At 61.9% G+C, this 13,738-nt stretch carries 12 protein-coding genes and 1 pseudogene; 8 read left to right on the forward strand and 5 right to left on the reverse strand.

From position 1 onward, the window contains the following. Window positions 1-357: 357 nt before the first annotated feature. From F6X53_RS26845 to ppa, 5 genes and pseudogenes are all read left to right on the forward strand, one after another. Window positions 358-570: pseudogene (locus F6X53_RS26845) on the forward strand (AMP-binding enzyme); the annotation flags it as partial. A 143-nt stretch (window positions 571-713) separates the two neighbouring features. After that, window positions 714-1,106: a DUF485 domain-containing protein gene (locus F6X53_RS26850; protein ID WP_151004138.1), complete on the forward strand. Its 393-nt coding sequence runs from the start codon at window positions 714-716 to the stop codon at window positions 1,104-1,106. Next, window positions 1,106-2,797, forward strand: coding sequence for a cation acetate symporter (locus F6X53_RS26855; protein WP_373875989.1), 1,692 nt, complete (start codon window positions 1,106-1,108; stop codon window positions 2,795-2,797). The genes F6X53_RS26850 and F6X53_RS26855 overlap by 1 nt, the downstream gene beginning before the upstream one ends. 102 nt (window positions 2,798-2,899) lie before the next feature. Further along, window positions 2,900-3,481 carry an adenylate kinase gene (locus F6X53_RS26860; protein ID WP_151004227.1) on the forward strand — a complete coding sequence of 194 codons (582 nt, stop codon included), beginning with the start codon at window positions 2,900-2,902 and terminating at the stop codon, window positions 3,479-3,481. Window positions 3,482-3,922: 441 nt separating this feature from the next. Next, the gene (gene ppa / locus F6X53_RS26865; protein WP_151004142.1) at window positions 3,923-4,459 is read left to right on the forward strand and encodes an inorganic diphosphatase; all 537 of its coding nucleotides are present in this window, start codon (window positions 3,923-3,925) and stop codon (window positions 4,457-4,459) included. 484 nt (window positions 4,460-4,943) lie between these two features. On the opposite strand, the gene F6X53_RS26870 is transcribed toward ppa, so the two are convergent. The 3 genes from F6X53_RS26870 to F6X53_RS26880 form a co-directional block, all read right to left on the reverse strand. Further along, entirely contained in the window at window positions 4,944-5,615 is a 672-nt protein-coding gene (locus F6X53_RS26870; protein ID WP_151004144.1) for a 3'-5' exonuclease, read from the reverse strand. Window position 5,616: 1 nt separating this feature from the next. Beyond that, window positions 5,617-7,431, reverse strand: coding sequence for a DUF294 nucleotidyltransferase-like domain-containing protein (locus tag F6X53_RS26875; protein ID WP_151004146.1), 1,815 nt, complete (start codon window positions 7,429-7,431; stop codon window positions 5,617-5,619). 1,037 nt (window positions 7,432-8,468) lie between these two features. Then, window positions 8,469-8,693, reverse strand: coding sequence for a hypothetical protein (locus F6X53_RS26880; RefSeq protein ID WP_151004148.1), 225 nt, complete (start codon window positions 8,691-8,693; stop codon window positions 8,469-8,471). Between the two features lie 341 nt (window positions 8,694-9,034). On the opposite strand from F6X53_RS26880, the gene F6X53_RS26885 reads away from it, so the two are divergent. Together F6X53_RS26885 and F6X53_RS26890 are read left to right on the forward strand one after the other, a co-directional pair. After that, the gene (locus F6X53_RS26885) at window positions 9,035-10,051 is read left to right on the forward strand and encodes an IS110 family RNA-guided transposase (protein ID WP_151004150.1); all 1,017 of its coding nucleotides are present in this window, start codon (window positions 9,035-9,037) and stop codon (window positions 10,049-10,051) included. A gap of 834 nt (window positions 10,052-10,885) precedes the next feature. Beyond that, window positions 10,886-11,467, forward strand: a complete 582-nt coding sequence (locus F6X53_RS26890; RefSeq protein WP_151004152.1) for a Ros/MucR family transcriptional regulator — start codon at window positions 10,886-10,888, stop codon at window positions 11,465-11,467. A gap of 29 nt (window positions 11,468-11,496) precedes the next feature. On the opposite strand, the gene F6X53_RS26895 is transcribed toward F6X53_RS26890, so the two are convergent. Next, window positions 11,497-11,814, reverse strand: a complete 318-nt coding sequence (locus F6X53_RS26895) for a hypothetical protein (protein ID WP_151004154.1) — start codon at window positions 11,812-11,814, stop codon at window positions 11,497-11,499. A gap of 17 nt (window positions 11,815-11,831) precedes the next feature. Between F6X53_RS26895 and F6X53_RS26900 the strand changes: the two genes are divergently transcribed. After that, window positions 11,832-12,521, forward strand: a complete 690-nt coding sequence (locus tag F6X53_RS26900; protein ID WP_151004156.1) for a GGDEF domain-containing protein — start codon at window positions 11,832-11,834, stop codon at window positions 12,519-12,521. Window positions 12,522-12,660: 139 nt separating this feature from the next. Here F6X53_RS26900 and F6X53_RS26905 read toward each other — a convergent pair whose 3' ends face one another. After that, entirely contained in the window at window positions 12,661-13,635 is a 975-nt protein-coding gene (locus F6X53_RS26905; RefSeq protein WP_238297039.1) for a TAXI family TRAP transporter solute-binding subunit, read from the reverse strand. Window positions 13,636-13,738: the final 103 nt, after the last annotated feature.

Genomic DNA, 13,738 nt, shown 5'->3' on the forward strand with positions numbered 1-13,738 from the left:
GCCGCCGAAGGAGCCGACCGGGGTGCGCGCCGCACCGACGATCACGATCTCTTCGCTGCCTGCCATGTGGCATACCTCAGGAGAATGGCTCTTTGATAGTGGACCTTAGGACGCCTCTTAGGAGTTTACATACAGCAGGCGGCACAGGAGGTGACTTTTGTCAGCAACACGTCACTTGCCAACTTGTGTCTATGGCTCCAGTTTCATCCACAATGCTTCTGCGAGATTTTTATTTCGCATTGCAGCAATTTAGGTGCCGCGCAAAAACGGTTGATGTCTTTGGTGCTGCTGATTTTCCTAATGAGGGATGCAAGAGGAGTCGAAAAACACAGGAGCCTGTCGTGCCGATAACATGCGCTGCGCAAGGAGCTTGTTGCTTAGGTCCGCAAGGATGTTGGGCCGATCGCCTCGCCGGACCTGATCCAGTTCGCTCTGGGGCTGCCCAAGACTCGGTCGGGCAAGATCATGCGCCGGATCCTGCGCAAGATCGCCGAGAACAAGTTTTCATCCCTTGGTGACACCTCGACGCTCGCCGAGCCCGCGGTGGTGGATGATTTGATCGAGAATTGACAAAATCGACGCTGACGGGGGCACGATGGCCCAGACGCTCACATTGAGCGCCCGGCCAACCAACGCTGAGAAGAACAAGACGGATAACATTCTGTGGCTGGCGTCGAACGAGCGAGAGCCAGTCCTCACGGGAGGGCAGTACCATGAGCAGAATACCGTATCCCCAGGCCATAAATCCTGCTGAGCCTGTCGTCCACGGACAGGGATCCTTGCAGGCGGCGAATGCGCAAAGCGCGTCGGAATACGACCGGATTGTCGCCAACCCAAAGTTCCAGCAGCTCGTGCACGAGCGTACGCGCTTCGGCTGGATCCTGACGGCGGTCATCCTGGTCGTCTATTTCGGCTTCATCGGGCTCATTGCCTTCGATAAGGCTTTGCTCGCCACGAAGGTTGGCGGCGGCACAGCCTCGCTCGGGCTATTCCTTGGCGTCGGTGTCATTCTCATCGCCTTCGCACTCACCGGCATTTACGTCGCGCGCGCGAACAGCCGCTTCGATGTCCTCAGCGCAGATCTCAAGCGGAGCCTCGGCCAGTGATCCGTTCCAGTTCTCTCGCCGTGCTCGGTACGGTCCTCGCCTTCCTCGCTGCCACTTCGGCATTTGCCGCCGGCCCTGATCTTGGCGCCGTCCAGCAATCAGCGACGAACTGGCCGGCCATCGGTATGTTCCTCTTCTTCGTGCTGTTCACACTCGGCATTACATACAAAGCTGCCATGGGGACTAAGTCGGCCGCGGACTTCTACGCGGCTGGCGGTGGTATCTCGGCCGGTACGAACTCGCTCGCCATCGCGGGTGACTACATGTCCGCCGCCTCGTTCCTGGGCATCTCCGGACTCGTCTACACGTCGGGCTTCGACGGGCTGATCTACTCCACGGGCTTCCTCGTCGGCTGGCCCATCGTGCTGTTCCTGATCGCCGAGCGGCTGCGCAATCTCGGCAAATTCACCTTCGCGGACGTCGCCTCGTTCCGCCTCGACCAGACGTCGATCCGCATCATCTCGGCGACCGGCACCCTCGTGGTCGTGGCCTTCTACCTGATTGCCCAGATGGTCGGTGCGGGGAAGCTGATTCAACTCCTGTTCGGCCTGCCCTACCTCTACGCCGTCATCATCGTCGGCGTGTTGATGATCGTCTACGTCGCCTTCGGCGGCATGAAGGCGACCACCTGGGTCCAGGTGATCAAGGCCTGCCTGCTTCTCGGCGGTGCCACCTTCATGGCGGCGGCGGTGCTCTACAAGTACGGCTTCAACCCCGAGGCCCTGTTCGCCTCCGCGGTCGCGACGCATCCCAAGGGCGATGCGATCATGGCCCCGGGCGGCCTCGTCTCGAACCCGATCGAAGCGATCTCCCTCGGCGTCGGCCTGATGTTCGGAACGGCCGGGCTGCCTCACATCCTGATGCGATTCTTTACGGTGTCGGATGCGCAGGCCGCCCGCAAGTCGGTGTTCTACGCCACCGGCCTGATCGGCTACTTCTACATCCTCACCTTCATCATCGGATTTGGTGGCATCGCCCTGCTGATGTCCGATCCAAGCTACTTCAAGCTCGGCCCTGCCGGCGCCTTTGACAAGCTGAAAGACATGATTGGCGGCACCAACATGGTGGCCGTGAACCTCGCCAACGCGGTGGGCGGCCCGTACTTCCTCGGCTTCATCTCGGCGGTTGCGTTCGCGACCATCCTCGCGGTGGTCGCCGGCCTCACCTTGGCCGGGGCCTCGGCGGTGAGCCATGACCTCTACGCGAGCGTGATCGCGCGCGGTCGCACCAACGAGGCGTCCGAGGTGCGGCTGTCGAAGATCGCGGCCGTCGTGATCGGTATCGTGGCGATCTATCTCGGCTACGTGTTCGAGAACCAGAACGTCGCCTTCATGGTGGGCCTCGCATTTTCGGTCGCGGCAAGCTGCAACTTCCCGGTTTTGGCGATGTCGATCCTATGGCGCGGCACCACGACCTGGGGCGCGCTCATCGGCGGCCTCGTTGGCCTGATCGCTGCCGTCGTGATGGTCGTCCTGTCGAAGGCCGTCTGGGTCAGCACCTTCGGCAATCCCACGGCAATCTTCCCCTACGACAACCCCGCTCTGTTCTCGATGCCGCTTGCCTTCCTGACGATCTATGCGGTGTCGAAGATGGACCGCTCGCGTCGAGCTCAGCGCGAACGCGCTTTGTTCGATGAGCAGTTCGTGCGCTCAGAGACCGGCATCGGAGCTGCCGGCGCTCACGCCCACTAAAAGCAACGCCGCGCTCTCCTAGGAGAGTGCGGCGCTGGATGACCAGGCATTGCAGCACCACCCGCCTGCCCGATGCCGCGGATGCCAAACCTCGAGCGATTGATGCGCCTGATCCTTCTCGGTCCTCCTGGAGCTGGTAAGGGCAAGCAAACCGCACGCATCATCGAGCGGTTGGGCATTCCCCAACTCTCCACTGGCGACATGCTCCGGTCTGCCGTGGCTGCCTCGTCGCCGATTGGCCTGCAAGCCAAAGCGATGATGGAGCGCGGTGAACTCGTATCCGACGAGATCGTGCTGAACCTTGTGGCCGCTCGAATCCAGCAGCCCGGTGCGCAACGAGGCTTCATTCTGGACGGCTTTCCGCGCACGGTCGCGCAGGCCGAAGCTCTCGATGCCATGTTGGAAGAGGAGGGTCTCGCCCTCGATGCTGTTCTCGAGCTGCAGGTCGACCTGAATGCCTTGATCGAGCGGATGGCCAATCGTGCCGCTGAAACACGCGCCAGGGGCGAGCCTGTCCGCTCCGATGACAACCCAGATGCCTTCAGAACACGGCTGGAGGCATGTGGAAAGCAAACGCTTCCTTTGTCGGCGTACTATGCAGAAAGAGGACTTCTACGATCTGTAGACGGGATGCGTAGCATCGGTGAGGTGTCACGAGAAACTATGTCTGCGCTAAATCTCTAATGGTAATTGCCATCGGCCGTGGCTTGCGCCGAATCTTCGCGTGCCCTGTAGTGACACGTCCCAGAAGCATCTGTGAGGGAACACAACGCTAAGGCGGCCTTTATGCTCAACGCACGAAAATGCCACCCGAACAAAACTCGGAGGTCGACCTTCACGGCGTGCGGGGGGGGGCTTGCCTGCTCCCGCAGAACGGAGCGGCGCTGCATCGTGGGCCAGCATAGGTCACTCGTGTGATGCTGTGGTGCGTTGCTGGGAGCAACTTCAGGCGCTGTGTTCAGCTGGCTTACTCGAGGCTGATTGACGTTCACCGGATGAACCCTGAGATATGATTGTAACAGGGGCAGCTCGTGAATGCTGCGCTGCAATAGATAAGCTCGAAATCAAGCAACCTGGAACTGGCGCCGAGTGACGCAGATACCCCAAGACCTGGGGGACTGACAGATGCTCATCGACGCCATCTCGATCGGCAAGAATCCGCCGCATGACGTCAACGTCGTCATCGAGGTTCCGCTCGGCGGCGAACCGATCAAGTACGAGATGGACAAGGAATCGGGCGCCCTCGTGGTCGACCGCTTCCTCTACACGGCGATGCATTATCCGGGCAATTACGGCTTCATCCCCCACACCCTCTCGGGCGACGGCGACCCCTGCGACGTGCTCGTGGCCAATACCCGGGCGGTGGCGCCCGGGGCGATCATGAGCGTGCGGCCCGTGGGCGTTCTCGTGATGGAGGACAATGCCGGCGAGGACGAGAAGATCATCGCGGTCCCGTCCCGCCACCTGACGATGCGCTACGACCGCGTCGAGAATTACACCGACCTGCCCGACATCACCCTGAGCCAGATCCAGCACTTCTTCGAGCACTACAAGGACCTGGAGCCCGGCAAGTGGGTCAAGGTCGTGCGCTGGGGCGACAAGGCCGAGGCGCAGCGCCTGATCCTCGAGGGCGTCGAGCGAGCCAAAAGCCAGAAGGCTTGAGGGAGGCGCGACGCAGACCTCTCTGACACACCACCTATAAAGTGATGGCGGGACAAACTCCGGCCGTTTTCGGTCGCGTTACATTCGACACACAGTTCACAAACCTGAGGAAAGTGCATCCGTCTTCTTCGGGTTCGGCATTGAGTACGAGGGCTCGCATTCTGGCTGCCCCTCGTCTGGTCGGCGCTTAGGGCGCTCGGGGTCGCCATGTACGTCGTCCGATTTCACCCCATCATTGTCAGCCATTCCGTCCTCCGAAGCAGGGTCAGTAGAACGGGTGTCACCATGCTGCGTTCGGCTGACCTCCCGATGCATGCGGTCGTCGGCAGCACTCGCATCGCTCTCTCTGCCTCGTCGTCACCCGCCCATACCGCCCCTTCGGGCCGAAGCGCTGAAGACGTGGCGGGGCTGCAACTCCAGCTGACAGCAGCCGGTGGCCCTCTCGCCTGCGGCCAAGTTCAGCAGCGTGACGATGCCTTGAGGGTTAAGCGCCGATCCCGAGATTGCCCACCGCGCCAGCACGGCTACGTGCGATGCGCACGCCGCGTTTCAGCATATCGTGCAACTGCACGTAGGCCATGGCAGTCATCAACGCATCATTGAAGGCATCGTGCTGAGCGAGTGGCGGGATCTTGAGATCCTGCAGCATGCTCGCGAAACTCAGGTCGATCATAAGATGATCCGGCGCACCCTTGTATTTGCACTCGTAGTACAGCGACGAGACGTCGATGCGTTGATTGGGCAGATGGATCTCCAGTAATCGCATCAGGTATCGATCGATCATCCTGACATCGAAGTCGGTGTAGTACCCGACGATCGGCCTGCTCCCGATGAAGTGCAGCAGGTCAGGCAGGATCTCGCGCATCGGCCGCCCGTTCTGAAGGTCTGCGTCCAAGATCCGATGGACCTTGATGGCGTCGGGATGCGACTTCCGCCTCCTTTGCGCAACGGCCTCAAAGCGCTGGCTCGTCAAGATCCGTTCTCCTCGGATCCGAATGGCCGCAATCGTGATGATCTCGTCCTTGCGCGGGTTGAGCCCCGTTGTCTCGCAATCAAGAGCGACGACCTCGTCCGGTGGCCCAGGCTCAAACAGGAAGGTAAAACGCCGATCGGCCAATCTCGCCCGGTCGAGCACACGCTGCAGTCGGCGCAGCATGTCAGAAGCTTCCGAGGTTGTAGCGCACACGGATCAGTTCACGGAAGCGGCGGACGATGCGCAGAGCGTCGCGCAGCATGTCGCGATCGACGGTCGTCATGGCACCGACATCTACAATCGAATCGGCATTGACGATGCCGCGCCGCCCCGCCTCAAGCTGTGCGCTAAGCCTCAAGTTCATGAAGATCAGAAGCGAGCTCGTGATCTCCTTACCGAACTTGTCATCGACGGCGCCCCGCGCGATCAGCGCCTGAACGCGTTTAGTCGTCGATCCGGCCAAGGTATCGTGCTCGAGCGACAGCACCCGCACCCCATGAACTAACGGGAAGGTGCCCTCGCGCTTCAGGTCGATCCGATTCTGCCGCAAGCCGATCGTGGCAAAGACAGTGCCGAGCACCCCGATGTCACTTGTGGGGAACAGCTCAATGAGCTTCGCAACTTGCGCCAGCAGTCGCGTCTCGCCCCGGAGCATCGCGATCAGAGCGTCCTTTGCCCGGAGTAGTACACTAGCATCGCCGGCCACGGCGGTTGCATCTGCGAAGATCGACAGGTTCATGGCTGCGTCACCATCGGCCGCTTGGACCCAGGTCCGGAGCTGCGCGACAAAGCCATCGAGGGGCTGCGACCACACAGGATTGCGCACCATGAGGTTGCCGGGGCAGAGCGGGAAGCCGAACGCCTCCAAAGCCTGTGAGAAAGCGCTGCGAAACGCCTTGAGGTCAGCCTCTGGTACGGCGTGGGAGAGGAGCAGCCCGTTGTCCTGATCAGTACGAACGGTCTGCTCTCCGCGTCCCTCTGATCCCATCAGCATAAGGCAGCCGGCCTCGCGGATAGAGGGTGGCGCCACGATCTCGAACAGCTTGGCATGAAGTCGATTGTTCAGGTCGGAGATGATGTCGCCGATCGCGTCGATCCGTACGCCCTGGCGGTGTAGCCGCTCCACCTGTTCCTGGATGTTGCGCGCCGCCTCGGATAGCTCTGCGATGGAAGTTGCGCGCGCAATGCGCCCCGGAATGAGCTGCGAATTTCCGGCAAACAGCCCAAGGATGTCGAGGTCGCGCAGCAGCCCAACGTAGCGGCCCTCTGCCTTAACGGCGATCCGGCGCTTGTTAAACCGCGTCATGATCAGCAAGGCGCCCACCAGCAGGTCATCGGCGTCGATCGCGACCACATCGAACTGGGCGATTTCGCGCACGGGTGTGTCAAGAGGTAGGCGCTGAATGATGCTGGCTCGGGTCAGCTTCAGGCCAGTCACGACCCCGATTCGGCCATCATCGTCCACGTAGACGGCGTCGATGTCGGCCTCAAGCATCGCGTGGGCCGCTTGCTCGAGTGTGTCGCTAGCCTTCACGAAGACGGCGGCGCCGTAGCGAACGTTGCGGATGCGGGTGCTGAGCACCGAATCCATGCCACGCGAGTCACGCGGCGCGAAGAGAGCATCGAGCTTCTGCGAGAGCTCGGCGTAGAAGAAGGCCGCGAAGCCCTGGTTCCGGTGAACCAACGCGAGGATGTGATCGCGGGGTAGCAGGAAACAGAGGGTCTCCTCGGCCGCGACGAAGTCTTCGCCCGCCTCGTTGTGGACGACCGCGCGTGCATCGAAGGTGTCGCCTGGCCCGAGCACCGCGTGCAGCGAGGCTCCTTCGCGAGCTTCCACCATTCCCTTGATCAGGACATGCAGGACCTCGGATGGTTGTCCTTGGCTGACGATGGTCTGGCCAGGCCGGAAGTACCCGATATCGACGCACCGCTTCAGCGCTTCAGCCTCATCATGGGTAAGCCGGTCGAAGGGTGGGCTCAGGATGTCGAAGCTCTGCATGTTTCACCTGCACCGCATCAGTCAGAGATAGTATTGGCGCTAACAAAAACCCGCTAGCCAATAGCTTGTCTGGTGCGTTCCTGCGAGCTACTGCCAGACCGCGGTCCCGGCCCACGTCTACTGACAGTCGAGGCAGTCCACTACGCTCTGGACCATCGCAGACGAGCCGACCGAACCTTTATGCATCGGCGTAGGCTTTGAACTCTCGCGGCTCACGATAATCCACCCACAGGGGCACGATGTGCCGATGGACATCATCACTGAGGGACACAGCAGCGGGGCTCCGTAACATTCAGGCGGAGAACGGGGTAGCGTGCGTGGACGAGGTGTAACTTCCACGACCGCTGCGGTGGGATTAGGGTGGCCATCGGGGTCAGCGGCTAAGATGGAGTTTGCGGACTTCAACCCGAGCCGAGAGAACCCCGATGACCGACGACAGAGTGGCACTGATCGAGGCGCTGCAGAAGGCCAACGACGGAAACTTCCTGCGCGCGATCGCCGAGACGGTCCTGCAGATCCTGATGTAGGCCAACGGTGTCCGGCCGGTTTTCCGGCACACAGCCTCCGCTGCCTGACGCATATCTTCCACCAACGATCCCGAACAAGAAAGTTCGGCATCTCTGCTGCCACCACTACCGTTGTTGTCTCTGTCGGCATCGTCCACCTCTGCTGCAGGCAGCGTCCGCAAACGAGGTGTTTCACTCAACTCTGGGGCGCAGGACAACGTACCTGTTCGTCTCGGACGAGGAGTGAGGCCTTTTCACCGAGCCAGACAAACAGAAGGCCCACCGGATGGCAGGGCTCAAGGAAGTCTCATTGGGGAAATGCACGACCTCCGGGGAGGCAGGCTGTACCCAGCGGCAACCCCCCGGCATTCCGACCGATCCCCCAATACCCTCTGCGGCCCGTCCGGTTTGCTCGTGGCTGGTCCTGTGTGTTCGGCCAAGGGATAAAAACTAAGCCGGGCCATAGCTCCTGCCCTGGGTCAGCCCAAGGGTCAGCCGGAGCCTTCCATGTCTCGGAGCGCTAACTGGGCGTCATTCGCTAATCCCAGTGAAGGCCGCTGAGAGGTCGATGACTCTCGGCTCAGCGACTGCTCTCTGCAAGCTCCACTCAAGAGCGAGCACCATAGCTGCGGCGTAGAGCATGACCATGAGCAAGCCGGTGATCCGCTCAGCGTGTCGTCGCTGTGCATGAATGAGAGCGCAGCCCATCGTGAAGGTCGCTGCTTCGATTGCCGGTATAGACAAGGCCATGCTCATCTACCTTCTCCCGATGCAAAGGAAGGCAAACTAGGGGAGGCACTTCCTTCAACACCCTCGCCAGCTCTGAGCCAAAGAGAAGCCCCACCGAAGGATCGGCAGGTCGTAAGGCTGAGGTGGGAACCCTTAGTCTCCCCCTTGGTGCTGACCTCGGCAAGCGTCTGAGCGAGCCCGTACCTGCCGCCCGGATAATGGATGGCGTCGTAGTAGCCTGTGGTTGGCCTCAGGCCGGTGGTTAGATTACCCGATCCTCTGAAGTGAACTGATGCGGTGGATGCCCCCACCGAGCGGCATCTCGTATGCCATGACGGTTCTGTAGGAACCGATCGAAGGGGTCATCGATGGCGACGAACATCAGCATGCTGGCAATCGATCTTTCCAAGGGCAGCTTCCAGGTCTGCGCGGTGGGGCCGGACGGGACGGTTCTGTACAACCGCGCGCTGTCGCGGACCCGGTTTGCAGCGCTCCTTGCCGATCAACCGGCTTGCGTCGTGGCGATGGAAGCGTGTGCGACGTCGCATCACTGGGGCCGCGTCGCCCAGAAGAGCGGCCACGAGGTCCGGCTTGTGCCGGCGGTCTACGTGAAGTCGTTCGTCAAGCGCCAGAAGAACGATCGTGCCGACGCGGAGGCGATCGCCGAGGCGGCTTTGCGCCCGACCATGCGCTTTGTAGCGGTGAAGAGCGCCGAGACGCAGGGCCGCGCGGTGGCCTTTCGCACGCACCAGTGTCTGGTCCGGCAGCGCGCGCAGCTCATCAACGCGGTCCGTGGCCACTTGGCCGAGTTCGGTGTGATTGCTCCGAAGGGGCCGGCAAACCTCAAGGTGCTGGAGGAGTCTCTCGCTGACGAGGCCAGTGATCTGCCTGTTGCAGTGCGCGCGATGGTGGCAATCTATCTCGACCAGATCGTGCGCCTCACGGACGTGATCGAGCGGCTCGCGGATGAACTGGAGACGGCGTCGCGGACGGACACCGATCTGCGACGCCTCTGCACAATACCGGGGAGCGGGCCGGTGACCGCGGGTGCCGTCGCCGCCTTCGCTCCGGACCTCGACACGTTCGACAGCGGACGCAACTTCGCCGCTTGGCTCGGCCTTGTGCCACGGCAGCGATCCACAGGCGGCAAGGCCAAGCTCGGATCCGTCAGCAAGATGGGCCAGACCGATATCCGGCGGCTGCTCATCGTCGGGGCCATGAGCGTGATCCGCTGGGTGGTTCGCAAAGGTGGCAGTGCGAACCGCTGGCTCACGAGTCTCGTCGCACGCAAACCGAAGATGGTTGCGGCGGTCGCGCTGGCGAACAAGATGGCGCGGATGATCTGGGCCGTGACGACGCGGCAGGAAGATTACCGGATGGCGTGACCCGAGCCTGGATAGGGCGAAGGCACGGCATGGCCGCAAGGTCGGGGTGAGTGATCGACGAGGAGTAGGTGATACGGACTTCGAAGTTCAAGGCAGGGACATTCAGACCCGGGGCTCGAGCGCATGCAGCTCTCTGAACCGATGTGAACCCCGCCTTCCGAACAGCATACCGGCCCGTGGCGTCATCGAAAGCCACATCGTGAGGCCTGACACACGTCCGATCGAAGCCCCGCCGAAAAAACGAAGATCAAGCTTGCCAAACAGGGGGCATCCACACACGATCGGCCATATCCCTCCCGCCGAGGCGGAGGCACGCTATTATACCCAGGCCGAGGTCCAAGCCTTGGCCGCCTGACTCAAACCAAATGGCCTCCGGGAAACCCGGCGCGGTTCAAGTAGACCTCTTCCTAAGCGTTCTCCTTCGCGTTTCCTCGAGCCGCCTTAGGAGCCACTCCACTAGGTAACGCGACCAGAGCGAAAGCCGTTCGAAATGACCGACCCATGCGCAACCTCAGGCATGAGTCGGATTCGTTAGGCTCTTGGACGCTTCCGCCACTGGGTGTTCGGCGACCGGATCGGCTCGATGCTCGCCGATCCTGGAACGTTCAGCCCCAATGATGTCGAGCGGCTTCTAAGCCAGGCTTACCGGCCTTTGTGCTGAACCGATTGTTCAGGATCATCGGCGCCGGCAGCCAGCTCGGATGAAGAAGCACCGATATGGCTTCCGTTTTGCTCTGATTGTTGCGGAAAAGTCTTCTCGCTCACTGCTTTGCGAGTTGCCAGCCAGCGGTTGTCGCTTAGTGATCGAGATCTCTGAAACAGTTAGGTCGCGAAATGTCCGAAACCGAAGTCGCTTCTCAGACCAACCATATCGAACTCGCCGTTGACATCGTCTCGGCCTACCTCTCGAACAACCACGTTGCCGCTGGGGACTTGCCGGCACTGCTCATGAACGTCCACGCGGCTGTATCTGGCCTCAGTCAGGCGCCTGCCGTGAGCGAGTCAGAGACAAAAGCCACACCTGCACAGATCCGCAAATCGATTACCCATGACGCGCTGATCAGCTTCGAGGATGGCAAGGCCTACAAGACCCTGCGTCGGCATCTGACGATCCGTGGGCTGTCGCCGGAGGCTTATCGCACCAAGCATGGCCTGCCGGCCGACTACCCAATGACTGCGGCTTCCTACTCGGAGCAGCGCTCCTCCCTCGCCAAGAGCCTTGGTCTTGGTCAGCAACGTCGTAAGCCGATCACAAAGTCCAGCGGCGCATCTGAGAAGGTGACGGAGGCTGCCGTACCTGCTGAGGCCTTGAAGGCCCGCGGCGGCCGGAAGAAGGCGGCAGAGGCTCCGACGGAAGCCGAAGCACCGAAGAAGCGGGCCGGCAAGCGCAAGGCGGCAGAGCCGGCAATGGCCTGAGGGAGGTTAGGTCCGGCGCGCTGTGACTCTCAGGGCGCGCCGGCGTCCTCATGGTCGCGGGCGATAATCTCAAGTGTGCGCAAGATGGCGAGGCCGATCGTATCGGCATCGACCCTGCCCTCGGGCGTGGGCGGCAAGACTGCCACGGCTTCGACGCCATTGGCTGCGATTAAGCCGACAAAGACCCGGAGCACGGGTCCTTCAGGCTCGCTGTCGTCCTGCACCAAACCAACTCGGTAGCCGGCCTCCTCGCCGTAGATGCAGAGCGCTTTAACAACCTGCCCGTCACTGCTTGAGGACTCGCTGCCTCGCTTGCTGCCGAAGTCTGGGCGAATGACGTTGCTCATGCGACCATCGTCGCGGGATGGTGGTTAAGTTCAAGTGCGCGAGCGCTGCGGATTCAGCGCGCGAGGTCGCGTTCAGGGTGGGCAGACTGTCGACGAGCGTGCCGTCGAGGTTGAGCAGCACGGCGTCGAACTGGGAGCAGGCCACGGCTAGTGCGGCAGGCTTTCGGCTGAATAAGATGCTTGTTGCGACCATGCAAGCTGAGCGTGAGAACCGCTTCTGGGCGCGCCATGATGCGCTCACCAGCCTGCCGAACCGCGCCGGTTTGGCTGAAGCCATGAACGCGAGGCGATCTGGCCGGGCGGCGCTCCTCCATCTGGATCTCGATGGCTTCAAAGCGGTCAATGCCACGCATGGCCACGAGACCGGAGACGAGTTGCTTCGAGCTGTGGCCGACCGCCTGAGAGGGGCGACACGGCCGAACGACGTGGTGGCGCGCATCGGCGGCGATGAGTTCGTTATTCTCACAGACGATCTCTCACCCGCCGCACTCAAAGCCTTCAGCGAGCGATTGATCGCTCAGATCTCTCTCTCCTACCTGTTCAGCTGCAGCCGAGTTGCTACCATCAGCGTGAGTATTGGCCTCGGTCTGACGCCGGAGCACGGCAGCGACATCGCGGGCCTGCTCGCGGCTGCCGATGCGGCACTTTATCGGGCAAAGGCGCTCGGCAAATCCCGCTGTGCGTTCGCTCCGTTGTCCATGCAGTAGCCTCTCAATCAGCCCGGTCCAAAATACCGGTCAAGTCAAATCATCTCGAGCTTCCTCACGGGCCAGCCAGTTCAAACGCCGAGCTTGGCCACACCGGCTTAGCTCGAAACTCCGCAGCCTGAAAGCCGTCGCTCGGTGATCACTCCGGATCGGCCCCGATCTCACGAAGGTACGCCGCAGTCGCCGGATGCAGCCAAGCGCTCGGGACATTCGAGACGAGATTGTGCGGGTCGCTCTCGCGGCCCTGGGGATAGAGCTGTGCCAAGGTGTCCCGGCCACGGTCGATCGCGTGCACGAGCCGGGTGACGGCGGCTCCGCCGAGCCTTGGTCGAGCGAGAATGAAGCTCCAAGATCCGACGGTCTCGATCGCTGCATTCTGTCCGCGGAAGGAGCCGGCTGGGACAGCCAGGCGACGCAGCGAGGTGCGCAAGGCCAGGATCTTCGGGATTGCCTCAGGTGCCGGACCGAAGAAACGGGCGCCGTCGGGCGCGTCCGCGAGAGTCTTAAAGCCTGGCCAGCCCAGGCTCGCGCCCCACAAGGCAGCCGCTCGGCCGTCGAGGACCTGTGTGGCGCCGTCAGCGGCATCGTCAAGCAGGATCGGTGTGATGTCATGGTCTGGGTCGATGCCGGAGCCCTGAAGCACGGTCCGCCCCATGATCGTGAAGCCCGAGCCGCGCGTGCCGAGGGCGACGGCACGGCCGCGCAGATCCGGAACGCTCCGGACCGGACTGGCGGCTTGGACTACGAACATGCCGGGCGAGGCGTCGATGGGAGCTACGACCGACAAACCACCACCGTCGGCACGCAGGCCAGATAATGCCTCATAAGCGTACTCACCTTGCACGAGCGCCAAGTCGAGCTTGCCCGCTTTGAGCAGGGCCAGGTTCTCCGTCGAACCCTTCGTGATCCTCGGCTCGATCATCGCACCCGGGTCGACCTCTTGGACCGCGGCGATGAGCGCTCGGCCGAAAGCGGGGAATGAACCGCCCGGCGTTGCCGTCCCGAGAGACAGATGGAGCTCAGTCTGCGGTGGTTGAGCCAGTGCGGGCGAAATCACGGAAAGACCCGCCATGCCCAGGAGCAATTCACGCCGCCGCATCATGATCTTCTCCACCGAGATGTTCGCCGCGGAACAGGAATGCCGGCGCTGAGCAACACACCTCGACAAGCGCGACGGAAAGCCCTCAGATCGACGCGTGGAATATACGTGGGATTCA

It is taken from the genome of Methylobacterium soli, assembly GCF_008806385.1.
In the GTDB taxonomy this organism is placed as follows: Bacteria; Pseudomonadota; Alphaproteobacteria; order Rhizobiales; family Beijerinckiaceae; genus Methylobacterium; species Methylobacterium soli.

Bases quoted from the DNA above. Each gene is read 5' to 3' on its own strand.
- ppa (WP_151004142.1), top strand. From the start codon at position 3,923: ATGCTCATCGACGCCATCTCGATCGGCAAGAATCCGCCGCATGACGTC.
- F6X53_RS26875 (WP_151004146.1), bottom strand. From the start codon at position 7,431: ATGCAGAGCTTCGACATCCTGAGCCCACCCTTCGACCGGCTTACCCAT.
- F6X53_RS26895 (WP_151004154.1), bottom strand. From the start codon at position 11,814: ATGAGCAACGTCATTCGCCCAGACTTCGGCAGCAAGCGAGGCAGCGAG.
- F6X53_RS26890 (WP_151004152.1), top strand. From the start codon at position 10,886: ATGTCCGAAACCGAAGTCGCTTCTCAGACCAACCATATCGAACTCGCC.
- F6X53_RS26880 (WP_151004148.1), bottom strand. From the start codon at position 8,693: ATGAGCATGGCCTTGTCTATACCGGCAATCGAAGCAGCGACCTTCACG.
- F6X53_RS26870 (WP_151004144.1), bottom strand. From the start codon at position 5,615: ATGCTGCGCCGACTGCAGCGTGTGCTCGACCGGGCGAGATTGGCCGAT.
- F6X53_RS26850 (WP_151004138.1), top strand. From the start codon at position 714: ATGAGCAGAATACCGTATCCCCAGGCCATAAATCCTGCTGAGCCTGTC.
- F6X53_RS26860 (WP_151004227.1), top strand. From the start codon at position 2,900: ATGCGCCTGATCCTTCTCGGTCCTCCTGGAGCTGGTAAGGGCAAGCAA.
- F6X53_RS26885 (WP_151004150.1), top strand. From the start codon at position 9,035: ATGGCGACGAACATCAGCATGCTGGCAATCGATCTTTCCAAGGGCAGC.
- F6X53_RS26900 (WP_151004156.1), top strand. From the start codon at position 11,832: ATGGTGGTTAAGTTCAAGTGCGCGAGCGCTGCGGATTCAGCGCGCGAG.